This window comes from Bradyrhizobium sp. CSA207, from assembly GCF_029051685.1.
Lineage (GTDB): Bacteria > Pseudomonadota > Alphaproteobacteria > Rhizobiales > Xanthobacteraceae > Bradyrhizobium.
Genome location: NZ_JAACFT010000039.1, coordinates 13,068 through 39,117, shown reverse-complemented (window position 1 = coordinate 39,117; position 26,050 = coordinate 13,068). Strand labels below are relative to the sequence as shown.

Below are 26,050 nucleotides of genomic sequence, written 5' to 3'. Positions count from 1 at the left end.
TACCCGCCAACTTATGGCCCCGATCGGGCCGGCGGGCGCGCCAGAAGGCTCACTCCGTTTTTTCATTATCGTGAGGGACAACCATGACAGGTGCGACTGATCCGTTTTCTGCCTCGATCATTCCGTTCGAGGTCCCCGAGCAGATGCGTGCGTTCGCCGAAAAGGGCGTTTCGCAGGCCCGCGAGAGCTACGCCAAGTTCAAGGACGCTGCCGAAACCCACAACGGCACCGTCGAGGCCGTATTCACCACCGCCAGCAAGGGCGCGAGCGAGTACAGCGCCAAGCTGGTGGAGTTCATGAAGGCCAACACCACGGCCCAGCTGGACTTCGCCCAGGAGCTGTTCAGCCTCAAGTCGCCGTCGGAAGCGCTGGAGCTGTGGACCGGCCACACCCGCAAGCAGATCGAGACCTTCCAGGCCCAGGCCAAGGAGCTCGCTGAGATCGGCCAGCGGGTTGCCACCGCGACCGCCGAGCCGATCAAGGCCTCTGCCTCGAAGTTCTACCCGCCCGCGGCTTAAGCGAAGCGGCCTTGAATTGACGCCGCATGATCCGGACCGAAGAGCCGCGTGAGCGCAAAGTGCGAAGCGGTTTTCCGATAAGACCATGCCCAAGAACAAGAAACCCGGGCCGTGAGGTCCGGGTTTTCCTTTGGAAATAACGTTGTTTGAGGGGCGATTCTGCCCGTTTGCGGCCTTGCCAAAAACGGCCGTTGCACCTAGTTTCCGCCCCGTTCAGCCCCCTTGGTTCTCGGCCCGTTCAAGGCGCTCCCCGAGGCGGCTCGCAAGGATGCAGTTGTAGCTCAGTTGGTTAGAGCGCCTGTCTGTGGAACAGGAGGTCGGTGGTTCGAGCCCACCCAACTGTACCAAACAAATCAAATATTTAGAGAAAACACCGGAAGGCGGCGGGCTCTCGTAGCTACCCGATAGCTACCACAAGGTGATGGTGCGTTGCGCTCGCTCGTGCGCAACCGAATTTCACATGCCTGGCAGGTTATTCAGATGCCGCTTAGCCCGGCCTGAGACTCGACGATCCCAGCTTTCAGGAAGTCTCGCCGGTGAAGGTTGACGACGACGTGGAGTAAACCTTGATTTTTTCACGCCGCGCCGACGACCAACTAGGATCTCGGATGCCTTCGCGGCCGAAGCCGCGAAGAGGCAGCGTTCGGCCGGCGCTTAGTGGATCCGATCCCGACCGCGGGTGTCGGATGCTGAGCTTATGCCGAATACGCACTTGAGCCGGCGCCCGAAAAGTCAAAACATTTTCGCCAAAAAAGTGCGATAGCGCGCGGCTCTGGAAATTGCCTTTTTGCTACTTACTTATTCTCGATGGCCAATGGGTGAAGGCAACCACGGGCGATATCTGTCGAGAAAGCAGCTGAAGGCATGGGGACCTGGAATAAGGATCGTGCGACCAAGCGCATCGACGCGAAGATCGACGCACTACCGCTCAAGGACATCGAGATCAAGGAGTATGTCCGCGAGACGGACCTGTCGGGGCTTTCCGGCTCGACCGCCTACCGCGTCGATGGCGTCCATGTCTATGCCGACATTCTCAACCTGCGTGATCTGCTGAATGTCACCGGTGTGGAAGGCGAGGTCTGCCACAAGCGGACCCTTCGCTTTCTGAACATGCATTACCGCGCTGCGCACCGCATCATCGGCGCTGTCGGGTCGATCTTCGTCGATTTCCACAATCAACGTCTCCATACGGTCTTCCCCAAGCCGTATGACGATGCGGCCAAGCGCGTGCATCGGGCAGTCGCCACCGCGCAACTGATCATCGATGTCCTGGCGCGCACGGGCGAGGATGCGGATCACCCGGCAGCCAAGGTGCGGGTCGGCATCGACACGGGCAAGGCGCTCGCCGTCAACAATGGTCGAAGAGGTCACCGCGAACCGTTGTTTCTGGGGCCGCCCGCCAACTACGCCGCCAAGCGGTCAGGCGGCGGGTCGGCACCCGGCATCTTCCTGACCAACGAAGCTCGGAAGGCCATCGGTCTGCCAGAAGCGCGTGATGTTGATACGACGCCGCTGACCGCCGACGAAATCGCGGCGAGTAAGGCCGCGGCCAAGCTGGACGTGACCGTCGACAGCATCGTGAAGGAATGGGCCGAGGACCTGAAGAACAATCCCATCGGCGATTTCGTCTTTTCCGGACACACGCCTCCTTTCTCGACCCTTGATATCGAGGCTCTATCCGTCAAGAATTCGCGACGTCAGGATGCGGCATCGATCTACGGCGACCTGGACGGCTTCACGGCGTACGTCGGCGCCAACATCGGTACGGACGCGGGTGCCAAACACGTCGTCAGAGCGCTGCATGTGCTGCGGTCGGAACTCGACGCCGTTCTTCACGAAGATTTTCAGGGACGCAAGGTCAGATATATCGGCGACTGCATCCACGGCCTTTTGGCCGAGGGAACTGCCCAAACCACGGACGCGGTCGAAACCATCAGCAACATGACGCTCTGCGCCGCCGCGATGCGCAGCAGCTTCGACCTCGCATTGAAGAGGTTGAAGGAGAAGGGCACCGATGCGTCGAGCTTGGGCCTTCAGATCGGTTTCGAGTACGGGCCCGTAACAGTCACGCGTCTTGGAATGAAGGGTGCCCTGGTGCGCTGTTCGGTGAGTCGCGGAATTCTGGAAGCCGAACGCGAACAAGGGCGCTGCAAGGCCAATCAGACCGCGATCGGCAAAAACGCATATTCAAAGTGCAGCCATGGCGTGCATGCCATATTCGGCGACATGCGCATCCGCGGTAGCCTCGACTACGACACTGCGCTGAACGAGATGTCGGGGAAGGACGACAAGACCGCTCGGGCAATCAAGGCAGCAGCGGCAGTGCCGCTCCTGAAGCCGGCTTCGTCCGCTTCTACGCCGCTAAGTTTCCCCGACCGCCCGACCGGGCCCACCAAGCCTGGCGGATTTGCGTGACGTGGTACCTTACCGACGTGGCTAGATTCCGAGCCGAGCGGCAGGTAATCGAAATTCTCGCTCAGACGGTCGACTGGTTTTCCACCACGACTTGGCGGTTCGACGATCGGCTTCGGCTGGTGCTGGATGCGGAGATCGAGGCCGGCGGGCGGATCTATCCGATCTATCTGCAGTATCCGGACATGTTTCCGCATACCCCGCCGTCGGTGTTTCCGCGCGGCGATGGTACCAGGTGGTCGTCACATCAGTTCGGCGCCGGCGGCGAGCTCTGTCTCGAATATGGACCTGACACCTGGACACCTGACCTCGGGGGAAAGGACCTGATCGAGAGCTGTCATAGGCTTCTTCAGCTCGAGCGTCCTACCGGAGGCGAAAGGAGATTTGCGCCATCACGGCACGCGGAAACGCTCGGTCAGCAACTTCGCTCCCGATACAGCCGGTTTGTCGTTACGCGAGCTTTCCAAGCCTTCATCGAACAGCTTCCGCTGCGCATTCCACTGACCGCAAGTCTGGTCTCGATCTACCACAAGGAGGCCGTCGTTCACGTGGTCGAGAGTGTGAAGTTCTCGGAGGAGACGTCTTGGGCGGATCAAAGCGTGCCGAGCCAGCTGGCAAGCGAATACATGCAGCGCGAAATCCCGATTTGCCGCTGGCCCGCAAGCGATGGACCGCCTTCGACCGTGAGCCTCGATGCTTTCGGGAGCTGTTTCGCTGCCTTGGGCGCGCCACTGAAAGGAAGCCATGCGCTCGTCGTCCATGGGACCCAATTGAGCGTCTATTTCCTAGATCATGAACATAATGCCGTCATAGAGGTCGCCATCCTTCAGGCCGAGCCCGATCTGGCACGCCTGGACGCGGACCATGCTGCTCTCGTTGACAAGAAAGTAGGGTTGATTGGCTGCGGCTCATTGGGCAGCAAGGTCGGCAGTATGCTCGCGCGAGCCGGCGTCGCGCAGTTTCTTCTCATCGACGACGACATTCTTCTCCCCGACAACTTCGTACGCAACGACCTGGATTGGCGGGATGCGGGAGCCCATAAGGTACCGGCGCTGGCTAGGCGCCTGCAAATGGTAAATCCTTCGGCCGACGTGATCCAGTGGCGTGCCAGGCTGGCGGCGCAAGAGGCGAACGAAAGCGCCGAGGCAATGCTGAGCAGAATCTCGCAATGTGACCTGATCATCGACGCGACTGCAGATCCTAACGTACTGAACCTGGTCTCGGCGGTGGGCGCCGCGGCGAATAAGCCTATCCTGTGGGCCGAGGTTTTCGGCGGCGGGATCGGCGGGTTGATCGCCAGATCTCGGCCAGGTCTGGAACCTTCTCCACCATACATGCGGCGAGCCATCGAGAATTGGTTCGGTGAGCGCGGCGCGCCGCCCGCAAGGCCTGCCAGGCCCTATGAGGCCAACCCTGACGGGGCCGAGCCATTGATCGCCGACGATGCGGATGTATCGGCAATCGCTGCGCACGCCGCTAGGTTCGCCTTGGATCTTCTGATCGGTCGAACGCCATCAATGTTTCCGTATTCCGTCTATGCTATCGGCCTCGGCGTCGGCTCCGTATTTTCGCAACCCTTTGAAACTTTTCCGATCGACGTTGGTCCGCCTCCACCCGAACCGCCGACGAAAGAACTGTCGAGCGAGGAGACTGCCGCCGAATTCGCTGCGCTGGTTGCGCTGCTCAAGGATAAACTCGATGGAACTACTTCTGCCCCGCCAGGTCGTGGACCTGCTCAAATGTGAAATGCGTGGTAGGCGGAACGAGATTGGCGGTGTTCTCGTCGGGGAGCATGTTGAAGGAGAAACATTCCGAATCGTCGAAGCATCGGTGCAGCGGACCGGTGGCTCGGCCGTCCATTTCGTTCGTGATCCGAAGCATAGTCGGGAATTCCTGGACGATTTTTTCGTGCGAACCGGCAACGACTATCGTCGCTTCAACTACATCGGCGAATGGCATTCCCATCCATCCTTCGAGCCCGTTCCCAGCACTTCCGACATCAAGTCCATGTATGACATCGTCGAAGATCATGATGTGGGCGTGAATTTCGTCGTGCTCATCGTGGCGCGACTTCTACTGCGCAGCTCCCTGCAGTTGTCTGCGACCTTGTTTAGAGCTGGCGAGCCGCCCGAGGTGGTCAACGTCGTGATCGAAGCCGGCGCATCGAAGAAGGGGCGAACACTGATTTCGCGCATCTGCGACTTTTTCAGAACGTGAACGTGCGCACGCGCCGCATCCCGGCAAGATCGCAGATCTGGCTGCGGACCGGCTGGAGGCGCTCCTTGAGCGTTATTTCAAGGCCAATTCGGCGCAAGGCGCGTTACCTAGTCGTCGCACCTCCTAGGGGTTTCTCATAAAGCGTTCGTAAGTATCCTCGAGATGGGTCTCATCGCCGAACCAGCGCCGCGGCTCCGCGTCGCCCAAGTGGAGCAATGTGTAAGTGGTATCGTACTTCTCGCTCCGGAACGTGAGCTCGCGCACTCGCTCGTTGAACCAGACGCCGGCTTCATGCTGTATGCCCGCGCGCGCTTCCGGCGTAAAATAATCCTGACCCGCCGCAGATCCCGGGGGCAGAGGGACAGGTCCGCGGCTAGTGCGGATAACGGCGCCGCTAACGAGCGCAGGATTGCTGGACCAGGACCACTTCACGAACCCATCGACCGATGCAACGAGAAGCGCCCGTATCTCGGTGAAGCGCAGCCATCGCAAAACGGCAGCGACGAGCGACACCTCGTAGCGATCGGCGCATCGTCCCAAGACCTCGAAGTCCGGCTTGTCCTTGGGCAAGACCTGTTCTCTGAAATCGTCGAGCGGCATCAGCAGCCACGAAGCAAATTCGTTGGCTTCCCGTTCGACCTCGAATTTGGTCCGACCGTCGATATCGGCTTCGCTGGAGTGGATACCGTTCCGATATTTCCTTCGATGAAGCAGATAGTGGCCGAATTCGTGGGCCAATGTGAATCTACGCCGGCCGGAAGACTGTCCGGTCCCGTAAACGATGCCCCATCTGCTGCGAGACTCCGCCGGAATCAATGCGCCGACGAAACCGTCGAGTTCCTCTTCCGACACCTGCGTGATGGGATCGGCCGGAAACAAGGATCTCGATGTCTCGATAGCGAGCTTGCCGACGTCGAAACGATACCGGCCTGGCGGGTTCACCAAATTCAGCATCTGATTGAAGTGGTTCGCCCACCGCTGCGGACCCCAGTTCTCGAAGTCCATTGCCTACTCGTCCAGCGCCTTGGCCAGCCGTCGCAACCGGGCACGCGCTTCCGGCGACATCGCCTGATATTCCCTGAAGAAGGCCTTGTCTTCGGCGGCTTCCAGCTTCTCTGCCGGGTCTCCGCCCAGCAGGTAGTCGACAGTCACGTCCAACGCCTTCGCCAACCCGACCAATTTCTCGCCCGAGGGACGGGGCAACTCGCGATTTTCCAACTCCCAAAGGTAGGATTTGCTTAGACCAGCCTGCTCGGACAACTGGTCGAGCGTTAATTTTGCTTTTTTTCTCAGAGACTTGATGCGATCGCGGATCGTATCGGCCACGCGCGAACTCCTCCACTCTTTTTCCAAGTTCGGAGTAGCATCATATCCTGTCCTTGACTATCGGCAAGAATCGGATAAGTTCGGTATGGCGGTATTTTCCATGATCCAAGAGCGGATTCGCGGACGCCGACGGGGGCTTATTATGGTGTTCTCACCCGAAATCGACCAGCAGTTGGATAGGTTCCTTCAACAACATTGTCCCGAGCCGGACGTGATCCGCGCCGCGCTCTCGCGCGACCCACTCTGTGGCGTTGCCGAACTGGTGGCGGACGAGATCATCTGTCGTCACGGCGGCCGGGTGCAGGAATGTTGGCTCATCCTGAGCGGCCAAGTGGAGGTGCGCTCCGACGAACAGAACGTCACTTTCCGTCACGCCGGCGAGATGGTCGGCGAGCAGGGTCTCTTGCATTTCCTCTCCAAGAAGAACGCGGCACGGACCGCCGAGATCAAGGCGCGCGGTCCGGTGAAGTTGCTTCGGATAGACGCCGCCTTCCAAGAGAGCCTAGATGGGCCTGAAAGGATTGCCTGGATCCTGACCCTGGCCAGCGTGGTCAACGAGAAACTGGAGCAAGCAACGCAGGGGCGTTCGAAGCTCCGAAGCTCGGCGACCGACCAAGAATTGCTGCTGCGGCGGTTCACCGACGGCGATGCACTGGGTCTGGTTAAGATCGCTGCATCAGGGCAGACGTCCGCGATTCAGCGGCGCCGCGCGATCGTCTACTTCGCCGATATCGCCAATTTCAGCGTCTGGTCGGCCGAAAAGGATCCGATCGAAGTGGCGAAGCATCTACGCGCGCTGGCGACGATCCAGATCGATAGCATCAGGAAAGCCGGCGGCCAAGTCGACAAACTCATGGGCGACGGCGCGATGGGATACTGGTTCATCGACACGCCGGAGCGCGAGCAGCTCGAACCTCCTGCAGTCGTCAAGTGCGCCATGTCCATCGTTGAGCAGACGAGCCGATATTTCCAAGACCATCATCTGGACCTCGGGATCCGGATCGGCCTCCACGCTGGCGACGTTTCCTTCGGAGATTTCGGCGCCGACAACCGGATCGCCGTCACGGTTCTGGGAGCGACCGTCAACACGGCGGCCAGGTATGAGCAGGCGAAGTCGCCTGAGCTCGGTCACATCCGCCTCAGTCCCGTGCTGCGCGAACTGATCGTTCGCGCCGGCGTCGACCCCTCAACCTTCCGGGGCCCATCGAAGGTGGAAGTCAAGCACGGCGTCGAATTCGACGTCTTTTGCATCTGATGGAGCCATCGATGTCATGGAATGCGGATCGCGCGAAGACCAGAATTCGCGAACACATGAAGACGGTCCCGACCGTCGACGGCAACATCGCTCTGGACTCGGCAAAGGCGTTCGCCAGTGTCACGAAGAGCGGTCTGATCAGCCGGCTGCCGGTGCGCCAAGCGTTCCTCGTGGAAGGTGCCCATCTTTATGGGCAGCTGCTGGATTTTGATGATCTCGTCGCGGAAAGCGGCGTCGAGACGGAGGCGTCGCACCGCAAGCTCCTTCGGTTCTTGAGCATGCACTACCGCGTCTGGGATGCCATCGTCGACGGAGACGATGGTGACCGCATCGATTACCATGGCGCCAGGCTCCACGCCGTGGTCACGTCTCCAGCCGGCAACCCTGCAGCGCAAATCGCAAAGGCTGTCGCGCTCGCCCGCAAGCTCGCGGAGGCGGCCGAAAAACTGGGCCAAGCTCATGGTTTTCCTTCACGCATTCGCTTCGGCATCGATCATGGCCGTTGCCTCGCGATGACGACGGGACGTTCGCACGAAAAGGACACCCTGTTTCTCGGCCGCCCGGCAAACCACGCTGCCAAGCTCGCTGCCGCGGAACAAGAGGAAGGTATCTTCCTGACGGATGCCGCGCAGCGGCGCGCGAAACCGGGTGCGGTTAGAAAATCGGCAGGCAGAGACGTCCTGGACGAATCATATGTCGCCGAAGCGGTGCGCAATTTCGCATTCGACAAACTAGATCGCCGAGTGGCCGAAATCGCCACCGACGTTGTCGAACCCATCTTCCATTTCAAGCGGCCGACGCTGCCCCTTTCCAACGTGAAATTCGCAGATCTGACGCCGGCGAAATCGGTTCGGATGGGAATGGCGACGATCTTCGCAGACATCGACGGCTTCACCCGCTTCGTCGATGACGCAATCGAAGGTGGCGCCGATGAAATCCGCAAGGCAGTGACGACCGTCCACGTGATCAGAGAGGAGCTCAATTCCGTCCTGAAAGAGGATTTCGAGGGCAAGCGCATCCGCTTCATCGGCGACTGCATTCACGGATGCGTCGCCGAAAGCGAGCGTGTCGACGACGCTCCCAAGTCCGTACGGCAGGCTGTGATATGCGCGACCGCGATGCGATCTTCCTTCGACCTATGCCTGGAAGCCGTCGGTTCGGACGCGGACATCGATCTCGCGGTCGGCGTCGAGTACGGTCCCACGCCGATGACGCGGCTCGGTTACCGCGGCGACGACAGCGTCCGCTGTGCCGCCAGCAGGGCAACTATTGATGCCGAACGGACGCAACAAGGCATCGAAGGTGGTGGTATTCGGTTGGGGCCTGTCGCGCAGCGGGTGGCCGAACCGATGGTGCGCAAGGTATTCGCTTCGGGTCCGCTGATGTCGTTTGATGCCGCAAGTGATCTGCTCGCAGCCCCGCAATCTCCGACGGTTCAGATCCTTCGTAGCGAACCGTCAGCACGTTCGCATGTCATCTCCCCGAAGCGTGTTTAACGTTCAGCAATGTCCATTGCCGCACTGGTCCTCAACGCGCCGGACTGGGCTGAATTACGGTTGGTCGATGGACGCCAGGCCGAGATCGACGCGGTCTTAACCCGCAGTAGCGGCGCCTTTACCCGCTTGTTCGAACTCGTCGTCATCCATCTCGCTCACGAGGTGAAGGTGTTCGAGCGGGTGAGCGGCAAGATGCTGCCGACCTCGTGCCCCGATCGACACATCAACGACGACGGTTCGTTCTGTCTTGGCCTTCGCGCCGGAGAGGGCATCACGCGAGAGACTGCGGAAGCATGGTGGCGGAAGCTGCACGGCTTCCTGCTATGTCAGGAGACTGCCGCCCAGAGCGGATTCTGGCCAGCAGGCGCTCAAATATCCCATGGAGAAGCAGGCGAAATCGAACTCCTTGCCGAAGCGGCGGCGGATACTCTCGGACTGCTGCATGCATATCGCGAAGCGGTTGAGTTCGATATCGGTCCCATAGCGGCGAGCCTATACAAAATCAATCGGGCGACCGGGTTGCTGAGAAACGGGCGCAGTGCTTGCCTTTGCGGTCGCAAGGACAGGCGAAACAATACTCTCCTCCGACGAGATTGCCACCGTTTCAGTTGTCCGATCGTTCTCGAGCACGAAAGGCGCGCCGCGGCCGAGCGGTTCTGGCGTTCCATGCAGGGCCGGCCGTGTTGCGGCACAATGCGCGAGTGTCCGTTGAAGCGGACGTGATCCTACCAATTTCGTTGCTGCGCGAGCCCACATCTTCAACTGGGCGGATCTACCGCAATGTCCTGTGCTTCCGCGCACCTAGGCATTCGCCGGGCTACGCTGGACGATCTGCAGTGTTGAGATGTGCACGCCGGCAAAAAGCGCATAGAGTCCGGCCTCGAATCTTCCCATAGGCCGTCTCTGCTCCCATGACGCTGAAATCTTCCGACTTGGTCCACCAAAGAGAGCTGAAATTAGAGCTGCAGGCCGAAAAAGGCGGCCACAAACTGGAAGCGCTCGCGACCGCGTTGGTCGGTCGCCTTGTCGACATCTCGTTGCATTTGGCGCGGTCAGGGTTCCAGCACGGGGGAGATGCAGGTACTGCAGGGCAGGAGGGGCGCCGCCTCCGACTGGAGGCGAAGAAATACGCCGACACCACAGCCCTGAGCGATCGCGAGTTGCTCGGCGAGATCGATCATGCCTTGGCCCGGGACGAAGGGCTCGAGGCCTGGATTCTCGTCGCCACGCGCAGCGTTCCCGAACAGCTTGCGCACGATCTCATTCAGAAGGGGGAACGCATCGGCGTTCCGATCATCATTTTGGACTGGTCCGATACAGATTTAGCGCCGTTGGCCGCTCTGTGTGCGGGGCATTCCGATCTCGTAGATCTGCACATATCAGAGAAGGCGGCAGATAGCGCACGAGCGCTGCAGCCCGCCGCTTACGACGCAATCGAAGCGTTAAAAAGGAATCTGCAGGTATGGAGCCTCGGATTCGAAACGCTGCATGTTCGGTCGCATCGCAAACTCCACGACATATGGAACTCGCCGCGGACATCAACAGCGGAGCTCGGTCAAGACGCTGCTGGCGGAGCGCAGCCGAACAAAATCACTAGAGAAAAAGTTCATTCGGAGCTGGATGGGTGGTGGCAAGGGGCTGCCCGCGGCGACGCGCCAGCTGCAGTGATAGGGTATGATGGGGTCGGAAAGACCTGGAGCGCTCTGGATTGGCTTAGGGATCGTCAGGCCGACCAGCCCATCGTGCTCATCGTGCCTTCGTCGGCGCTGGCGCCGTCTGTCGGTATCTCGGAATCCGGCGTGAAGGAGATCCTTGCCAAGCGCCTGCATGATCTCGCGGGAGTTCGGGACGTCGAGCACTGGCTGCGCCGGCTTGAACTCTTGCTGAAGCGTCCACCCGAAGAGGGTGCCGTCGTCACCATACTGCTGGATGGACTGAACCAGGAGCCGTCGGTGCCGTGGCTGCCGCTCCTCAAGTCGCTGCAAGGCCCCGCGTTCGAAGGCCGCGTGCGGGTAATGATCACGACGCGCAGGCACCACTTCGAAGAAAGGCTATCGGAGCTTCGCGGGCTTGCAGTTCCTGCCATAACAATCGCGGTTGATCCCTACGAGCTGACGCCGGCAGGCGAGTTCGACCGCATGCTCGCATTCGAAGGTCTCGAGCGAAGCGACCTGCATGAGGATCTGGTGGAGCTCGCCAGCATACCGCGACTGTTCAAGCTCGTAATCCGCTTTCGTGCCAAGCTCGTCGAGGCCGGCCAGGTTACCGTGCATCGCCTGTTGTGGGAATATGGGCGCGACAGCTTCGGATACCGGGCCGGAAAATCCTTCAGCGAGACCGATTGGCGCGCCTGGCTCGCGGATATCGCGCACCGTCATAGGCAAGGCATCTCGGACTATTCGCTGAAGACCCTCAGCGAAACGGCCAGTAGGCCCGATTTAACCGAAGGTCAGGTCTACGCTCGGCTCAGCGATGTAATTGACGGACGTTTTGCGATCGCGGGTTCCGCCGGCCGAATAACCCTTGACCCGACTGTCGTCGCTCATGCGCTTGGTGCGGCTCTGCTGGCGAGACTGGACGACGCGAGTGCAGGGAGTTTTCAGGAGATCGAAGCGGAGGCGAACGAGTGGCTTGATCCGATCGCGGGCCTCGATCAGCGCGCAGAGATCTTGCGGGCTGCAGTATCGATCCTCGTCGAGCGGCAGCACTCCGCGCAAACTCCAGTCGCAGGTGTTCTCGTCAGCGCTTGGTTGCAATCCCAGAACGTCACGGACGGCCATCGGCGCGAACTCGCGATGCTCGCACCGAACATTCCGGAAGCGCTGCTCGATACAGTGGAGCATTCGGACGAACGTTCCCAGACGTCCGCACGATTGTGGGCGGTCAACGCGTTGCGCGCCATTCCGAGAGCCGTAGGCAGGCCCCTCGATGTCATCGTTGCGCGCGTCCGCAGATGGCTCTCGATCGTATCGCGCGACATCCACGAGGACACCGATTCCGCCGATATCGAGCGTCAACGCGCGGATCGCTACAGGGCCCGCATCGGAACCGACGCTTCGGGCGCTTTGACGGTGCTCGGGGTCGAGCTCCATCTAGTCGATCGCGATGATGGAAGTCTCGAGGCCGCAGTACCCTCTATCATCGAGGGTTTTCCGCTTGCCGAATTTATGCCTTGCTTCGAAGTTGCCGCGGTAGCATTCGCGATCCGTGGTCACAGCGAATGCTGGAGGGGGCTCAAGTGGCTCTGCTGTCTGAACGAAGTAGACCCGGATGAGACGGCGCGCGCACTGCGCACGCTGTCTGACGACATCACGAGGCGGGCCGTAGAACCCGGTGTTCATGAAAATCTATCAGGACGGGCCGCGGTGCTGTTACTTTGCATGACCGCGCTCGAGGTGGACGAGAATTCAGCCTGCTCGATCGACGGCAGGCTCGATGACCGCTACATTTATCAACGGGATTATCTTCCAAACCCGGCGCGCAGCATGTTCGCGCTCGAACGCCGGCATGCCGACCTTGCCCTGTTGGACCAGGAATGCTCGCTTCGGTATCGGATCCAGCGCACCCAGGAGCTTTGGTTAGATCCCACTTTTCGTCCACCGAACGATATGATCGCGGAATTGATGCGCGCGGCGGCCGAATTGGACGTCAACAAACTTAATCGAGAGATGGGAAACACGGATGAAGATTGGTTCTTCGAGCAGCTGGAGCTGGCGCTGGCGCGCTGCGCTCCGGATCTCCTCGCCGACATTATGAGGCGAAAGTTGCGGAGTTTCTCCACACGTTCGGCGGCGGCGCGTCATTTCAGTGCCGCCCATGCCAGCGATCACTACATTCTGGCGGCGGATGCGGAAGCTCAAGCGGCAAGCGACCTTCGCCTGAGCGCACGCGAAGGGGACGCGCGTCGGGAAACATTCGTGGCAAGCGATCTGGTCAGACTGGAAATCGCAAACATGGACAACGCGCCGCCGCAGTTCGATCGCATAATCGCCGCCGATCTCACCACCATACCCGCGGATTTCACGGCAGTGATGAAAGCCCCGACCCCCGACGAGATCGATCTGCTGATTGCTAGATACGGCGGCGAGGAGAGCAAGAAGCAGAGGGACTTGATCGTGCTGCTGTCCGTTCATCCGCGTGCATTCAGCGATGCCGCGTGGGAATGGCTGACAGGCAAGATCGCGAAATCAGACGATCGAATTCGCGGCGTATTGTTTCGAATGCTGACTTTGGCGGACGCCGCCCGTTTCGGGCGCAGGCTTGCTGCCGAAAATTGGTCGTGGAAGCCGGGCGCACCTCAGTGGATCAATCATTATGGATCGGGAGCGCTCATCAGGGCGGAAATCGCTTCGCCATTCGAGTTACTCGCGCCGCGGATCGCTCCTTGGCGGTTGCTAGAAGCGGTGCGAACGCGCGGCTCCGATCCTTTTGAGCTTGCTCTCGCAGCCGAGATGCTCGACCTGGTGATGATGGCAAGCGAGCTCTCCGCGCCGGATCCAGGGTCGAGCCTTACGGTGGACAGGACAGAAAGACGCTTCATTCCTTTCGTCGTATCCGCTCGCGCGCGGCGTGAAACGCAAGGCGACCCTGCTGCGTCCTTACGTGCGCAGATGAATGCCGACGCGCTGGTCAACGCGCAGATGCGCGCGTTCGATACGGCCAATGAGCGTATCGATGCGGCGCGAAAATCGGGGGCGAGCCTGTACTTTGCGAACATCGAGGCAGAAGACATCGAACTGATGGTTCGCCACCACCGCGACATCGTTCAACGATGGCTGCAGGGTCATCGCGAAGCTACGGCCGATTTCAAGCGACGGGTTCACCTCGCCGAGCCGGCCTACCTTGCTCTTTGCGAAGCATTGCTGAATCACGATCCGGCCGTCGGGGTCGAACTATGGCGTGCACTCCGATCCGTCCAGGCAACGCGGTACCTCGGCGCCGGAGGCATCGACGACCTGCTCCACATTCCGTTCCGCGTTGGTGACTCACCCGAAGTGATGGGGCTGCGCGACGATTTGTTGGGTTTCGCCTTCTGTCGGACGGACCGGGACCTACTCGAAATTGCCGCCGTCGCCGCCTACAACGGGAAGGCCGATTGGCTCGCTTCCAAGGCCTCGGCCGATACGGCGTCGCCGCTGGCGTGGCGACAAAGACGCGGTGTCTTGCTGGCGGGCCTCGGAGTGCGTAATGAGCTTCCCGAATCGGAGGCGTGGCCGGACGGTCCAGTTCAGACCGACCGCGCCGATCTGCGCCGATGCGCTGCACGGCTTCGGTGGTCGGAAGCCTGTGCCAGACATTGGTGGCTTGCCTATCTCGCTGCCGATAACGTCGAAGACGCTTACGCATCGTGGGTCCTGTTCGAGCGCTCGGCGGATATTCGCGCCTGGACGTGGATGCGCTTCGACGCGGCGCCGTCACATGCCAAAGGCGGCTTGATGGGGCGCAAAGTGGCTCACGTTCAACTCAACTTGTCCGATCTGAAATCGGCTATGAAGAAGCGTATGGACGGCGCCGAAAGGAAATTCCTCGACGAGGACATCGTCCAAGGCATCAGCCCTTGGGAGAGATCCTCGGAGACACTCTAGCCAGCTGCCTAGCGTCCGATCAATGCTGATTGCCCAAGAAGAGGTTAACGGTAGCGAATGCTTCGCGGGGCGTACGGTTTCAGGGCGCTTTGGGAGCCTTGTTCCATTCATTTATCTCGACGCGCGTTTTTAGCGCCCGGACGACGAGCGCCGTAGCCAGCAGAAATGGGCCCACGAATTCCGGTACGGATAATCTTTGGTCGACTACGTCGAGACGGTTCGTGGACATCGCTAGGCCAATGGCGCCAAGGGTAAGATAAACGTAGTCGAGCTCCTTGGCCCAGTGTTCGCCACGCCATTCCGTCAGATATAGAGCGCCGCCCCGGAGAAGCATCTCTCCGATCGCGACGTACAAAATTCCCGCATAGACGGTCGTTGCTGCGATGAGATCCAGATAGTGAATACGGTCTTGCCGCGAGAAATCGACGATGAAAAACACGACGATGCTCAGATATCCGATCCCAAGCAGGACATAGAGGTATGTCGGTATTTCGCGGCCAGGGCTGCGGAACACTTTCGCAAAGTGGAAATGCAATAGGGGTACCAAGTTTGCCAGAAAAGCAATAAGCGGAACGTTGTCCGGGAAGAATCGCATTTTGTCTCACCCATCCCAATCCAGCTCAGCGCCCGATCAAGCGGAGGCGAGCGTACGAATTTTAATATCCCAACGCCCCGAGTTGACGGTCGCTCATTCCTGTTTTGTCTCAATAGGCGTAGATACAACCGCGCCACGCGAACTTCTATAACCGATTAATGTTGAGAGCATGCGATGAAATGGGGAGACAACGCCCGAGATTATGATGCCGCACTGGCGGTGTGGCCGCACTATCGCCCGCTGTTCGATAACTGGTTGATGCAGGAACTGGTAGAGCAAGGCGACAAGGGTCCAATCTGGCGCGACCGCAGGGTGCCGACCGAGAATGGAGGCGTGCGCGGCGACGTCTATCCGGACCGAGAGGCCGCGCTATCGGCCGCCGCCATACTCAATCAGACGTTGCATGTCGCGCTCGCAGCGCGCGAGATGGATGCGGAGAGGAAACGTTCGCTCCAGCTTAAAGTCGCAAAGAACTTGCAATCCAAAGAACGCCTTCGCGACGAAGAGGAGCTTATGCTTGCAGAGGCACGCCGACGGCACGCCAAAGACCCGCGGCCGGATCCTTCTGCGATTGTGCTGCCTGCAGAGTCGGCTTCTTTCCGTCAGGAACTGAGCGAACAGCTTTCAGACATGCCCTATCTGAGGATCGCGATCGTGACGGTCCGGAAGACAGATCGCAGTTGGCACCGCTCCATTCTTTACCTCTCGCACGACAATAAATGGTCCAAGCCTTACATCGCCGGCGAGCGATCCGCGGCAAAAGCCTTGCGAGCACGGATCGCCAACGGCTTTGGCTACAGCGTCGACGACCATTGGGGAAAGACAAAGGCTAAGATTCGGCAGATCTTGTTGCCCCGCGCCAACCAGTTGCTTCAACTCGCAAGCGTACAGCGTATGCTGGCGGAAGCATTGGCCAATGGTCAAAAGGTGCTGGTCGCGAACGGCATCGTCTTCTGGTACGAAGATGATGGCGGCATCGGGTGGCAGGTCAAACAGACCACTTCCACCAAAGAGTCCGAGGGAAGCACCTTGTGGAAGGAAGGCACAATCCGCTCGACCAACCACGGCCGATTGGTCATTTTGCCCTATATCAAGGATAGCGGCGAGCATGTACGCGGGCACACTAGGAACGGTCCAAATGACGGCAGAGCCAAACCAAGGCACCCGGGTCATTATGTCGATATTCCGTTTGCTCAACTCCACGGGGACCTCATGATCGGTCTCTTCGGCGAATTGCCCTACGAATAGCCTGGATCGCGCGCTCGCGTTACTACAGAGCAAACGGAAGCCTTGGATTGTTCCGCTCATCGCGGGTTTGAGAAGGCTTCCGCGGCGGCGAGAGCAATACGATGATGCGTGCGCTGCGATCGTTAGATCGATAGACCAAGCTCCAGCTCTGCTTCGTTGTCTTGTAACGACGAAACCGACACCCCCAACAGCCGAACTGGCTTCGAAAAAGGCATCTCGTTCTGAAGCAACGCGACCGATAGGCGTTCGAGATCCGCGCGACTCGAAACGGCGACTGGTACCGACCTGCTGCGCGTAATCATCTTGAAGTCGTTGAACTTGACCTTCAGGGTTACCGTTCGTCCTCGCGCTCCCTTATCTTCGCAGTGCAGCCAGATCTTGTCGATCAATGGCTGCAGTTCGGCGACCATGGTTTTGAAATCAGTTAGGTCGTTGAAAAAGGTATTCTCTGCGCCGACCGATTTTCGTATTCGATCGGAGCGGACCTCGCGGTTGTCGACGCCTCGCGAGATCCAGTAATAATAGCTTCCGGCCTTCCCGAAGTTTGCCTGCATGAATTCGAGAGACTGATTGCGCATGTCGAGGCCGGTGTGGAGGCCGAGCGAGTTCATCTTCGCGCTGGTCGCCGGTCCGATACCATGGAATTTGCCGACCGGCAGGGCTTCTACAAATGCCGGGCCCATCTCGGGCGTGATGACGTACTGGCCGTTGGGCTTGCGGTGGTCGGATGCGAGCTTGGCGAGAAACTTGTTATAGGAGATGCCGGCAGAGGCGTTGAGGCCGGTTACCTCCTTGATCTTCGCGCGGATCGCGAGCGCGATATCCCGGGCTAGACTGTATGTCCCCCCACAAAATGAGGCGACTCACCCTCGATGTTGCGACGAGGGTTGCCCGGATGGACCGGGTAGAGCCTCAAACAAGGAGGGCGAGTCGTGGGTCATCATACCGAGGTCTTTGTCGGAATCGATACGTCAAAATCGCGCAATGCTATAGCCATTGCCGATGGCGGCCGTGGCGGCGAGGTACGATATCTCGGGGAGTTTCCTGCCACGGAGGCAGCGATCCGAAAGCTGGTGGCAAAGCTTGCAGCGAAATGCTGTCAGTTGACGTTTTGCTACGAAGCAGGGCCAACAGGATACGGTCTCTACAGACTGCTCAAGAGCCTCGGCCATGACTGCCTGGTGGTGGCCCCCTCGCTCGTTCCGAAGAAGGCCGGCGATCGAGTGAAGACGAACCGGCGCGATGCGGTAAGCCTCGCCAAGCTGTTGCGCGCGGACGAGCTCACGGCGGTGTGGGTGCCGGACGAGCGCCATGAGGCTATGCGCGATCTCTCGCGCGCCCGTCAAGCAGTGAAGAAGGACCTCCAGGGCAAGCGTCAACAGATCTCGTCATTGATGCTGCGGCTGGGACGCATCTATCCGGGCAAGACAACGTGGGGACCAGCCCACATGAGATGGCTCATGTCGCAGAAGCTCGAGCATCGCGAGCAGCGCATCGCATTCGAAGAGTTACTTGAGGGGATACGCCAGGAAAGTGAGCGGCTGGAGCGTTTGGAAGATGCCATCCGCGAGGTAGTACCCGAGTGGTCGCTCGCCGAGGTTGTGTCGGCCCTGCAGGCGGTGCGTGGGATTGATCTCATTGCGGCTGTGGGGGTGCTGGCCGAGATCGGTGATCTATCCCGCTTTCAAAATCCGCGCGAGCTGATGGGCTATCTGGGTCTGGTGCCCACAGAAAACTCGACTGGCGACCAAGTCAAGCGAGGCGGCATCACCAAAGCCGGTAATGGGCGGGCGCGACGTATTCTTGTAGAGGCGGCCTGGAGCTATCGATATCCGCCGCGCGTGAGCCGAGACAAGCAGCCAAAGGTGGAGGCCGCACCGAGAGTCGCGCGCGAGATTGCGTGGAAAGCGCAAACCAGGCTGTGCGGACGCTTCCGCTCACTCGAGCGGAAGGGCAAGCGGCGAACCGTAATCGTCACGGCGATTGCCCGAGAGCTATCCGCCTTCATTTGGGCGATCAATCGCGAGCTCATGCCACCTCGACAGGCGTGACATCGTTGGGGGCTGTGGACCGCTCGAGTCGTGAGGTGCGCTCGACCGGCCCACCGCCCCCTTTGTTGCAATCAAGATCAGGGGGCAGTCGCAGACATTAATCGTGCAGAAGTGAAGGCGGGACCACGGCAGGGGAAATCCTGAAATCCATTATGTGGCCGATCATCCGATCGACGCCCGACGCTAGACCAGGGACAGCCCCAGACGAAAAAACGGAAATGCGGTATCGAACCCGCGCATCAGAGCCTGTTCACCGACGTCTTTGAGTCCCGCCTTCTCCTCTGCACGATCCATCGGCACAAGAACTTCACGATGAGTCCTCGTGGAGATGAGAAACCGTGCGCTGTGTGCTTGACTGGGGACATCAGAATGGTATGCCCTGGAGATTTTCGGTGACGTCGAGGTAGGCCTCATCCAGCGACAGCGGCTCGATGATCGGAGTGTGCTCGGCAAAGATCTCGCGGATCTGCTGTGAGACCGCCTTGTAGACCTCGAAGCGAGGTTTCACGAAGATAAGCTCGGGGCACTGCCGCTTGGCCGTCACCGACGGCATGGCTGACCGGACACCAAATTTACGGGCTTCGTAGCTAGCGGCTGCCACCACGCCGCGCTCGCATAGAAAGCGTCCATGTCGATGTGGATGATCTTGCGTTGGCGGCCCGGGGAAACCGCCTGGTCGTCGTCCCCATCCATCACGTTGTCGGCCCGATCGGGTCTTCCTTGGCGCCGCGGGCGACGATCCGAAGCGTTCCGTCGGCGAGCGGCCGCTGCAGCTTCAAGGCCTCGTCCGAAGAGGCCGTCATCCAGGCCTCTACTTCGTCGGGCGTAGTAAGGATCACCGGCATCGCCTTCGGGTGGATGGCGCCGACTTCAGCGTTGGGCTCGGTTGTCAGGAACGCGAAGAGATCGTTGGTCGTCTCGCCTTCCTTCACCTTCCGGACGGAGGTCCAGTTGGTCCAAATGCCGGCAAAGCAGGCGAGGGGACGGGTCTCATCGAGCGCGAACCAGATATCGCCGCCCTCGGCCTTGTTGAACTCGCTGAAGGAGTTGAACGGCACCACGCAGCGATTTTCGGTCCCCAGCCATCGCGTCCAGTGCTTGCTTTGAACGTTGCGGATGTTTGTCGTTCCGCTGTCCGGCTCCATCCGCAGCAATTCCTTGAAATCCACTGCCTTGCCCTTGGCCTGCAGCTTCTCGGCGCGTTTCTTGGTGGCGTCCATCAGCGCATTTGACGACGACGGCATTCCCCAGCGCGCCGTAGCGAGTTCGCAGCCCTCGGCCCCGTTGCGCACGATCGGCGCCTTGTAATCGGGAAACACTCCCGGCATCGGCGCGAGATTACCAACGTATCGGTTCACGACGCGGAACAGCGCGCTGATGGCGGCTTGGTTGGTCGTGATCGAATAGAGATTGCACATCGGTCAGGCTTCAGTCCGAGGGTGGCGCGGCTGCCACGCCAACTGTAGTAGAGTCGCGGAAGGACGCCGGCCCACCTTGGCGCATTTGCGGCAGCGCAGCCGGCTGGCGAGATCGTGCACGAAGGTGGTCGGAGGATGTTTCATCGCCGCGAGGTCGACTTCGCTCGGCGTCTTGCACCGCGCGCACTGAATCTCAAGCCAAGGGAAGCCTCCATTCACCGCTTGGTCGATGGTAGGCGACGGATCTATTGGTTCGCCGTCTGACCACATCCGCTCGTTCCAGCTTTCGCAAAGCAGCTTGTCGGCCTGCTGGATAAGCGCTTCCCCTTTCGCGCGCGTCTCCGCCGACCGGGCGGCCAGGATGTTGGCCATTGCCCGCGCCTTGCCGAGCTCTTTCGCCAGAGCCTTGCGGTCGCCGCCCGACAGGGGCGTAGGGTGATACTTCGGGGCCATCCGGACATCCAAGCGCAAGAGATCGGATCGGCGATATTGGAAGCGGCTACGGCGTGTCGAACGCCGGCCAGCAGCCGTCTTCTTCATGCCTGCCGGTGCGCTGCTGGCAGGTGTTGTCGAGCAGCCGCTGCGCGACGTCCTTCCAGACCGCGTTGACGCCATACAACCGGACTGCATCGGCAGTCTGGATTTCCACGGTCCGCTCGCAGCGGCGGCAGCAGACGCGCAGGACGTGGCGCTGGATTTCCGACAGACGTCGCTGCTGCATCTGGGCCCCGGTCGCGCCGGCACGAGGGTCTTTGAGGACCGATTCCCAGTATTCGGCCGGAAGACGTGCATCTAGAGCCGCGGCGGGGGGAGCCGGCCTGCGAGCGGCCTCGGCGGCCAGTTTTTCCATCTGCTTTGGGGTCGGCATGCGCCAGCTCGCGGGTCGATCCGTCATGCCGGAATTAGAACATAAAGAGAACAAAAGTCGAGTCTGCTCAAGCCGCGGGAAGAAAAAATCACCCTGTTGGACGGGTCGCGATGTCGGAACCAAGCCAGGCCATTCGTCTTGAATCCGGCATCAGTATTGGAGTTCCCCGCCATGGCCCCCCGCGCTAACTGGAAAGGCTTCCTGCGTCTTTCCCTCGTCACCTGTCCGGTAGCGCTCTATCCCGCCACGTCGGAGTCCGAAAAGGTCTCCTTCAACCAGCTCAACCGAAAGACGGGCCACCGCATCAAGTACGCGAAGGTGGACGCGGACACGGGTGAGGAAGTTGAAAACGAAGACATCGTCAAGGGCTACAAGGTCGATACCGATACGTACATCGAGGTGACCAAGGAGGAGCTCGAGAATGTCGCGCTGGAATCGACGCGAACCATCGAGATCGACGAGTTCGTCGACCGCAGCGAGATCGATCCGCGATATCTGATCCGTCCCTACTATCTGCGTCCGGACGGTAAGGTCGGCCACGATGCCTTCGCCGTCATTCGCGAAACCATTCGCGAGATGAACAAGGTCGCGATAGGTCGAGTGGTGCTGACCAATCGCGAGCACATCATCGCGCTCGAGCCGCTCGACAAGGGGCTGATGGGAACGCTGCTGCGTTATCCCTACGAAGTCCGTTCTGCGGATGAGTATTTCGATGATATCCAGGACGTCAAAGTCACCAAGGACATGCTCGACCTCGCCAGGCACATCGTCAATCAGAAGGCGGGACATTTCGAGCCGGACAAGTTCGAAGACCAGTATGAAACCGCCCTCATCGATCTCATCAACCAGAAGCGCGCCGGTAAACCCATTACCGCGAAAGCGCGTCCCCGCGGCGAGAACGTGGTGGACCTGATGGACGCGCTGCGCAAGAGCATTGGAGCAGACGCGGCGACAGCGACAGAATCGCAGAAGAAGCCAGGCAAAAAGGCGCGCAAGGCGGCGGCCGGGCAGAAGGAAATGCTGATGCCAATCGCCGGCAAGAAACCGGCCAAGGAGGCCGCGGCGAAGAAGCCGGAGGCCAAACCGCAGCGGAAGTCAGCATAGCGGGTCGCTAAGCATCCAGTGGCGCCAGACGGCCGTTACTTCGTCGTCCGCGGCAGCGAGCGATATGGCTGCGCTGAAAAAGACTTCCAGAAAATCAATGTTGAGTGCGGGCATTCTCGCCTACCGCAAGGGCGCTCGCGGGCTCGAGGTTCTGCTCGTTCACCCCGGCGGTCCGTTCTGGCGCAAGAAGGATAATGGCGCTTGGTCGATTCCCAAGGGCGAAATCGATGCCGCGGATGCTCCGGAGCAGGTCGCGCGGCGCGAGTTTGCCGAAGAACTCGGCCCGAATGCTTCGATTGGTCCACTCCGGACGCTGGGGGAGATCCGACAGCGAGGAGGCAAGCGCGTTATCGCATTCGCCGGAGAAGGCCATTTTGATCCGGCGGCGCTGACCAGCAATACCTTCGATATCGAATGGCCGCCACGAAGCGGTCGACGGCAGAGCTTTCCCGAAGTCGACCGTGCGGAATGGTTCAATATCGAGTTCGCGCGGACGAAGATGCTGTCCGGGCAGGTAGAGCTTCTCGATCGTCTGTTGGCGATCGCGGTTGAGAGCGCCGGGAAATGACGTTCAGGATTGGAATCATTTCGGACACGCACGGCCTGTTGAGGCCCGAGGCGGAACGAGGCCTGACGGGTGTCAATCACATCATCCATGCCGGCGACATCGGGCGCCCAGAGATCGTCGACGCGCTTCGCCGGATCGCGCCCGTCACGGCCATCCGTGGAAACATGGACAGCGGCGAGTGGGCCCGCCAATACCCCGAGACGAAGCTCGTGTGCCTGGCGGGAAAGTCGATCTACGTTCTGCACGACCTGAAGACGCTGCAGGCCGATCCCGGCGCCGGCATCGACATCATCGTCTCCGGGCATTCACACGTGCCGAGGATCAACACGATGGGTGGCGTTCTTTACCTGAATCCCGGCAGCGCGGGACCGCGGCGCTTCAAGCTGCCGGTCACGCTTGCGACGCTCGAAGTCACGCGTGAGGGCGTGCGACCGGAAATCCACGACCTTGGAGGCGACTGAGCGCACCACCGCGCGGGAACTCACAGCGGAGGAGTCGAATGCGTTGATTCGTTCCGTTTGCCGGTTACGCCCGAAGGGATTATTTGCGCGGACGTTCTCGCTCGCGCACGACATCCTTCGCCTGCTTGTCGGACCTGAGCCCGAGGTAGACGGGCTGGCGCAGCTCGCCCTTGCTCGTCCACTCCGCGAATTTGACCGCGGCCACCAACGAGGGCCTGACCCAGGTCGTGGCGGCGTCGGCCTTCACTTTGGTAGGAAAGGGTGATTTAGGGGTTGTCAGCTTCACGAGCTTGGCATGGAGGTCTTCTAAGACCTTGTGGCTGAAGCCAGTGCCGACATGTCCGATGTAGCGCCATGCATCGTCTTCCCGCACGGCGAGGACCAGGGCGCCGAAGAACGGCCGGGTGCGCCTGGGCGCTGTGAAGCCGGCGATCACCACTTCCTGTCGCTTTGCCGTCTTGATCTTCAGCCAATCCTCCGTCCGGCTTCCGGACGCATACGCGCTGTCGGCGCGCTTCGCCATGACGCCTTCCAGACCCTTCCGCTCGGCCTCGGCGAAGAATTTGATACCATTCCCTTTGCGGTGAGGGCTGAAGGCAATCAGCTTGTCGGGCGGCAGAATCGCCTTTAGCCGCTTCTTGCGCTCGAGGAGAGGCTGCTTGCGCAAGTCCACTGCGTTCTCAAACATGAGATCGAAGGCGTAGTACTGGAGCTTCGCCTCATGGCGCAGCGCGTTTTGAAGCAGCTGGAAATGCGAGACGCCGTCCTTACCGATCGCGACAAGCTCACCATCGATCACCGCGTCGCCCTTCACGCCCTCCAGCGCTTTGGCGACCTCGATATAACTGCGGCTGATGATCTTGCCGTTGCGGCTGTAGAGCGCAACCTTGCCCCGCCGGATTTCCGCGATCATCCGGAAGCCGTCGTACTTGTCCTCGAAAACCCAGCCGGGGTCGTCGAATGGCGCGTCGGTGAGCGTAGCAAGCATCGGCTGCAGGCGCTTGGGCAGAGTCGACGTCCGGCTCATCCGAGGCCAATCCTTAAGAGCGCGTTCCGAAATGCATGGACGTCCTTCAAGGATTAGGGAACGCTACGAGGCCGCGTCATGTTCCGCAGGCGGGGCGGCGTGCGCGAGGTGGACGATCGATCGGGGGAGCGCGGATCAGACCGATGGCCAGAAAATTGAAGACCTATCAGACCTCGCTGGGCTTCTTCGATCAGGCGATCGCGGCGCCATCCATGACGGCAGCTCTGGAGGCGGGGGCGCCGACAGCAATCTCTTCCACCAGGGCGCTGCGAAGGAAAGCCACGATCCGGACGTCATCGCCGCGACGTTGGCAAAGCCTGGTGTCGTTCTCAGGCGCCCGGTTGGGACCAACCGGCCTTTCAGCGAACATGCCGAGCTGCCCACCGACCTTGCCGGCGGCCGACCAACGAAAGCCGCCCGCAAGTCGAAAGGCCCAAAGGCGAAGAAGCCATCCTCCCGCCCAATCGACAAGACTGCGGAGCGGAAGGCCGCTCTCGCCTACGAACGGGAGCAGACGCGCCGTGAACGTGAACGGGCGATGGAGGAGGCCGCCAGGCAGAAGGAGCGTGAACGCCGTCAGCAGGCGGTCGGCAAGGCGCAGGCTGCATTGGACAAGGCCGAGCAGAAGCGCGCGAAGCAGGCCGCCGCCATCCAGGCCGATATCGAGGCTCTTGAGAAGAAATCGCAAATCGAACAGGCCCGCTGGGACAAGGAGAAGGCGCAATTGGAAGCCGCGCTGCGGCGCGCGCGGGGTTAGTTTCTGTGGGGCGGCCCGGAGCGCAGGCCAGCGATCACCTTCAAGCGTTCAGCGTTCGGGATCTTGGACGCGTGCTGCGGCTTGGTTCACCGCCACGCGTTCTCGTCGCTTCTCAGGGTCAAGCTCCATCACGGCCTGATGTAGCTCGGCCGGTATCGTCAGTTCACTTTCCAACGGCTTGTTGGCCCACTGCCAGAAGCGGTCGAATGCATCCATCACAGGTCCTCCCGCAGGCCCCGGAAGAACGGGTGCCGAACCTTTCCCTCGGCCGACTTCGCGCGATATTCGATCTCTGCCAGAAGCTTGGGTTCAACCCAAATGCCCTTGTGGTCGATGCGCTTGGCATAGGGCTGGGTCTTTCGAATGAGGGGTTTAAGCCGCTTCTGCAGATCGGCGGCCGAGACCTTGTCAAAGCCGTGGTCGACCTTGCCGGCGTAGACCAGATCGTCGCCCTTGCACCGGCCGACATAGATGCCGTCCCACTTCGTTCCCTCGAGTGCGAAACCGGCAATGGTCAGCGTCTCCCGCTGGGCGCAGGTTTTCTTCACCCAGTCGCTTGTACGGCCCTTCGGATAGGGGCCGTCCCGGACTTTTGAGACGACGCCTTCGAGACCGACCTTGCAGGCGTGCGCGAACATCTCGCGTCCCTCGATCTCGAAGCTTTCGCTGAACTGAACGTCGGTGCCGATTAGGATCTTCTTGAGTTCGGTTTTGCGCTGAATGAGCGGCAGCTTCCGGAGATCGCGGCCGTTCAGATAGAGCAGATCGAACGCCACCAGCACGATCTTGATCGACTTGCCCTTGAGCTCGTTCTGTAGCACAGAGAAATCGGTGCTGCCGTCGGCGGCGGGAACGACGATCTCGCCGTCGATCACGGCCGAGCTCGCCTTGATGCGCCAGGCATCGTGGGCGACCTTCTTGAAGCGGTGCGTCCAATCGTGGCCGCGCCGGGTGAAGATCCTGGCCAGCTCGTTGGCCAGATGCACCTGGACCCGATAGCCGTCGAACTTGATTTCGTGAATCCATCGCCTGCCGGACGGCACCTTCTCGATCGAGGTAGCCAAGGCCGGTTCGATGAAGCCGGGGATGGGCGCCTTCACGCCGATGGCCGCGGGTCCTTTACGCTGAAACGCCACTGAAGCAC

At 60.4% G+C, this 26,050-nt stretch carries 22 protein-coding genes, 1 tRNA gene and 3 pseudogenes; 15 read left to right on the top strand and 11 right to left on the bottom strand.

Annotated features, from left to right (window positions below):
- The first annotated feature begins 83 nt into the window (after positions 1–83).
- The 5 genes from GWG65_RS33290 (at position 84) to GWG65_RS33270 (ending at position 5,147) form a co-directional block, all read left to right on the top strand.
- Positions 84–518, top strand: a complete 435-nt coding sequence (locus tag GWG65_RS33290) for a phasin (protein ID WP_275199722.1) — start codon at positions 84–86, stop codon at positions 516–518.
- A 270-nt stretch (positions 519–788) separates the two neighbouring features.
- A tRNA-His gene (locus GWG65_RS33285) sits at positions 789–865 on the top strand.
- A 718-nt stretch (positions 866–1,583) separates the two neighbouring features.
- The gene (locus GWG65_RS33280) at positions 1,584–2,933 is read left to right on the top strand and encodes an adenylate/guanylate cyclase domain-containing protein (RefSeq protein ID WP_275199721.1); all 1,350 of its coding nucleotides are present in this window, start codon (positions 1,584–1,586) and stop codon (positions 2,931–2,933) included.
- Positions 2,930–4,675 (top strand): ThiF family adenylyltransferase, encoded by a 1,746-nt coding sequence (locus tag GWG65_RS33275; protein ID WP_275199720.1) that lies wholly within the window; start codon positions 2,930–2,932, stop codon positions 4,673–4,675. The genes GWG65_RS33280 and GWG65_RS33275 overlap by 4 nt, the downstream gene beginning before the upstream one ends.
- Entirely contained in the window at positions 4,629–5,147 is a 519-nt protein-coding gene (locus GWG65_RS33270) for a Mov34/MPN/PAD-1 family protein (protein WP_275199719.1), read from the top strand. Before GWG65_RS33275 ends, GWG65_RS33270 begins: the two co-directional genes overlap by 47 nt.
- A gap of 123 nt (positions 5,148–5,270) precedes the next feature.
- Here GWG65_RS33270 and GWG65_RS33265 read toward each other — a convergent pair whose 3' ends face one another.
- Complete coding sequence (locus GWG65_RS33265) at positions 5,271–6,152, bottom strand: ImmA/IrrE family metallo-endopeptidase (protein WP_275199718.1); 882 nt, start codon at positions 6,150–6,152, stop codon at positions 5,271–5,273.
- A 3-nt stretch (positions 6,153–6,155) separates the two neighbouring features.
- Complete coding sequence (locus tag GWG65_RS33260) at positions 6,156–6,473, bottom strand: helix-turn-helix transcriptional regulator (protein ID WP_275199717.1); 318 nt, start codon at positions 6,471–6,473, stop codon at positions 6,156–6,158.
- Between the two features lie 85 nt (positions 6,474–6,558).
- Between GWG65_RS33260 and GWG65_RS33255 the strand changes: the two genes are divergently transcribed.
- From GWG65_RS33255 to GWG65_RS33240, 4 genes are all read left to right on the top strand, one after another.
- On the top strand, positions 6,559–7,728 hold the full coding sequence (locus GWG65_RS33255; RefSeq protein ID WP_275199716.1) for an adenylate/guanylate cyclase domain-containing protein: 1,170 nt from the start codon (positions 6,559–6,561) through the stop codon (positions 7,726–7,728).
- Positions 7,729–7,739: 11 nt separating this feature from the next.
- Positions 7,740–9,224 carry an adenylate/guanylate cyclase domain-containing protein gene (locus GWG65_RS33250; RefSeq protein WP_275199715.1) on the top strand — a complete coding sequence of 495 codons (1,485 nt, stop codon included), beginning with the start codon at positions 7,740–7,742 and terminating at the stop codon, positions 9,222–9,224.
- A 9-nt stretch (positions 9,225–9,233) separates the two neighbouring features.
- Complete coding sequence (locus GWG65_RS33245) at positions 9,234–9,947, top strand: E2 domain-containing protein (protein WP_275199714.1); 714 nt, start codon at positions 9,234–9,236, stop codon at positions 9,945–9,947.
- 188 nt (positions 9,948–10,135) lie between these two features.
- Positions 10,136–14,809 carry a hypothetical protein gene (locus tag GWG65_RS33240; RefSeq protein WP_275199713.1) on the top strand — a complete coding sequence of 1,558 codons (4,674 nt, stop codon included), beginning with the start codon at positions 10,136–10,138 and terminating at the stop codon, positions 14,807–14,809.
- A 79-nt stretch (positions 14,810–14,888) separates the two neighbouring features.
- Here GWG65_RS33240 and GWG65_RS33235 read toward each other — a convergent pair whose 3' ends face one another.
- Positions 14,889–15,404 (bottom strand): hypothetical protein, encoded by a 516-nt coding sequence (locus GWG65_RS33235; protein WP_275199712.1) that lies wholly within the window; start codon positions 15,402–15,404, stop codon positions 14,889–14,891.
- Between the two features lie 174 nt (positions 15,405–15,578).
- Between GWG65_RS33235 and GWG65_RS33230 the strand changes: the two genes are divergently transcribed.
- Positions 15,579–16,652 carry a hypothetical protein gene (locus GWG65_RS33230; protein WP_275199711.1) on the top strand — a complete coding sequence of 358 codons (1,074 nt, stop codon included), beginning with the start codon at positions 15,579–15,581 and terminating at the stop codon, positions 16,650–16,652.
- 122 nt (positions 16,653–16,774) lie between these two features.
- Here the strand turns inward: GWG65_RS33230 and GWG65_RS33225 are convergent.
- A pseudogene (locus tag GWG65_RS33225) lies at positions 16,775–17,485 on the bottom strand (DNA polymerase IV); the annotation flags it as partial.
- 99 nt (positions 17,486–17,584) lie between these two features.
- On the opposite strand from GWG65_RS33225, the gene GWG65_RS33220 reads away from it, so the two are divergent.
- Positions 17,585–18,703 (top strand): IS110 family transposase, encoded by a 1,119-nt coding sequence (locus GWG65_RS33220; RefSeq protein WP_275199710.1) that lies wholly within the window; start codon positions 17,585–17,587, stop codon positions 18,701–18,703.
- A 370-nt stretch (positions 18,704–19,073) separates the two neighbouring features.
- On the opposite strand, the pseudogene GWG65_RS33215 reads toward GWG65_RS33220, so the two are convergent.
- The 4 genes and pseudogenes from GWG65_RS33215 to GWG65_RS33200 form a co-directional block, all read right to left on the bottom strand.
- Positions 19,074–19,396 (bottom strand): annotated as a pseudogene (locus GWG65_RS33215) (DNA polymerase IV); the annotation flags it as partial.
- Complete coding sequence (locus tag GWG65_RS33210) at positions 19,396–20,121, bottom strand: SOS response-associated peptidase family protein (RefSeq protein WP_275199709.1); 726 nt, start codon at positions 20,119–20,121, stop codon at positions 19,396–19,398. The pseudogene GWG65_RS33215 and the gene GWG65_RS33210, both read right to left, overlap by 1 nt.
- Positions 20,122–20,124: 3 nt before the next feature.
- Positions 20,125–20,574, bottom strand: a complete 450-nt coding sequence (locus tag GWG65_RS33205; protein ID WP_275199708.1) for a hypothetical protein — start codon at positions 20,572–20,574, stop codon at positions 20,125–20,127.
- Positions 20,575–20,620: 46 nt separating this feature from the next.
- Complete coding sequence (locus GWG65_RS33200; RefSeq protein ID WP_275199707.1) at positions 20,621–21,016, bottom strand: hypothetical protein; 396 nt, start codon at positions 21,014–21,016, stop codon at positions 20,621–20,623.
- A gap of 144 nt (positions 21,017–21,160) precedes the next feature.
- Between GWG65_RS33200 and GWG65_RS33195 the strand changes: the two genes are divergently transcribed.
- The 3 genes from GWG65_RS33195 to GWG65_RS33185 all read left to right on the top strand — a co-directional run bounded on the left by GWG65_RS33195 (position 21,161) and on the right by GWG65_RS33185 (position 23,122).
- Positions 21,161–22,093, top strand: a complete 933-nt coding sequence (locus tag GWG65_RS33195; RefSeq protein WP_275199706.1) for a Ku protein — start codon at positions 21,161–21,163, stop codon at positions 22,091–22,093.
- Between the two features lie 64 nt (positions 22,094–22,157).
- Positions 22,158–22,661 (top strand): NUDIX domain-containing protein, encoded by a 504-nt coding sequence (locus GWG65_RS33190; RefSeq protein ID WP_275199705.1) that lies wholly within the window; start codon positions 22,158–22,160, stop codon positions 22,659–22,661.
- Positions 22,658–23,122, top strand: a complete 465-nt coding sequence (locus GWG65_RS33185; protein ID WP_275199704.1) for a metallophosphoesterase family protein — start codon at positions 22,658–22,660, stop codon at positions 23,120–23,122. Before GWG65_RS33190 ends, GWG65_RS33185 begins: the two co-directional genes overlap by 4 nt.
- A 79-nt stretch (positions 23,123–23,201) precedes the next feature.
- Here the strand turns inward: GWG65_RS33185 and ligD (GWG65_RS33180) are convergent, their stop codons facing one another.
- Entirely contained in the window at positions 23,202–24,149 is a 948-nt protein-coding gene (gene ligD, locus GWG65_RS33180; RefSeq protein WP_275199703.1) for a non-homologous end-joining DNA ligase, read from the bottom strand.
- A gap of 143 nt (positions 24,150–24,292) precedes the next feature.
- Between ligD (GWG65_RS33180) and GWG65_RS33175 the strand changes: the two are divergent.
- A pseudogene (locus tag GWG65_RS33175) lies at positions 24,293–24,906 on the top strand (cell envelope biogenesis protein TolA).
- A 48-nt stretch (positions 24,907–24,954) separates the two neighbouring features.
- On the opposite strand, the gene GWG65_RS33170 reads toward GWG65_RS33175, so the two are convergent.
- Together GWG65_RS33170 and ligD (GWG65_RS33165) are read right to left on the bottom strand one after the other, a co-directional pair.
- Positions 24,955–25,122, bottom strand: a complete 168-nt coding sequence (locus GWG65_RS33170) for a hypothetical protein (RefSeq protein ID WP_275199702.1) — start codon at positions 25,120–25,122, stop codon at positions 24,955–24,957.
- Positions 25,122–26,042: a non-homologous end-joining DNA ligase gene (gene ligD, locus GWG65_RS33165; protein ID WP_275199701.1), complete on the bottom strand. Its 921-nt coding sequence runs from the start codon at positions 26,040–26,042 to the stop codon at positions 25,122–25,124. The genes GWG65_RS33170 and ligD (GWG65_RS33165) overlap by 1 nt, the downstream gene beginning before the upstream one ends.
- Positions 26,043–26,050: the final 8 nt, after the last annotated feature.

Bases quoted from the DNA above. Each gene is read 5' to 3' on its own strand.
- GWG65_RS33290 (WP_275199722.1), top strand. From the start codon at position 84: ATGACAGGTGCGACTGATCCGTTTTCTGCCTCGATCATTCCGTTCGAG.
- ligD (WP_275199703.1), bottom strand. From the start codon at position 24,149: ATGAGCCGGACGTCGACTCTGCCCAAGCGCCTGCAGCCGATGCTTGCT.
- GWG65_RS33185 (WP_275199704.1), top strand. From the start codon at position 22,658: ATGACGTTCAGGATTGGAATCATTTCGGACACGCACGGCCTGTTGAGG.
- GWG65_RS33270 (WP_275199719.1), top strand. From the start codon at position 4,629: ATGGAACTACTTCTGCCCCGCCAGGTCGTGGACCTGCTCAAATGTGAA.
- GWG65_RS33200 (WP_275199707.1), bottom strand. From the start codon at position 21,016: ATGACGGATCGACCCGCGAGCTGGCGCATGCCGACCCCAAAGCAGATG.
- GWG65_RS33250 (WP_275199715.1), top strand. From the start codon at position 7,740: ATGTCATGGAATGCGGATCGCGCGAAGACCAGAATTCGCGAACACATG.
- GWG65_RS33240 (WP_275199713.1), top strand. From the start codon at position 10,136: ATGACGCTGAAATCTTCCGACTTGGTCCACCAAAGAGAGCTGAAATTA.
- GWG65_RS33205 (WP_275199708.1), bottom strand. From the start codon at position 20,574: ATGGCCCCGAAGTATCACCCTACGCCCCTGTCGGGCGGCGACCGCAAG.
- GWG65_RS33210 (WP_275199709.1), bottom strand. From the start codon at position 20,121: ATGTGCAATCTCTATTCGATCACGACCAACCAAGCCGCCATCAGCGCG.
- GWG65_RS33245 (WP_275199714.1), top strand. From the start codon at position 9,234: ATGTCCATTGCCGCACTGGTCCTCAACGCGCCGGACTGGGCTGAATTA.
- GWG65_RS33255 (WP_275199716.1), top strand. From the start codon at position 6,559: ATGGCGGTATTTTCCATGATCCAAGAGCGGATTCGCGGACGCCGACGG.
- GWG65_RS33195 (WP_275199706.1), top strand. From the start codon at position 21,161: ATGGCCCCCCGCGCTAACTGGAAAGGCTTCCTGCGTCTTTCCCTCGTC.
- GWG65_RS33235 (WP_275199712.1), bottom strand. From the start codon at position 15,404: ATGCGATTCTTCCCGGACAACGTTCCGCTTATTGCTTTTCTGGCAAAC.
- GWG65_RS33230 (WP_275199711.1), top strand. From the start codon at position 15,579: ATGAAATGGGGAGACAACGCCCGAGATTATGATGCCGCACTGGCGGTG.
- GWG65_RS33170 (WP_275199702.1), bottom strand. From the start codon at position 25,122: ATGGATGCATTCGACCGCTTCTGGCAGTGGGCCAACAAGCCGTTGGAA.
- GWG65_RS33265 (WP_275199718.1), bottom strand. From the start codon at position 6,152: ATGGACTTCGAGAACTGGGGTCCGCAGCGGTGGGCGAACCACTTCAAT.
- GWG65_RS33190 (WP_275199705.1), top strand. From the start codon at position 22,158: ATGGCTGCGCTGAAAAAGACTTCCAGAAAATCAATGTTGAGTGCGGGC.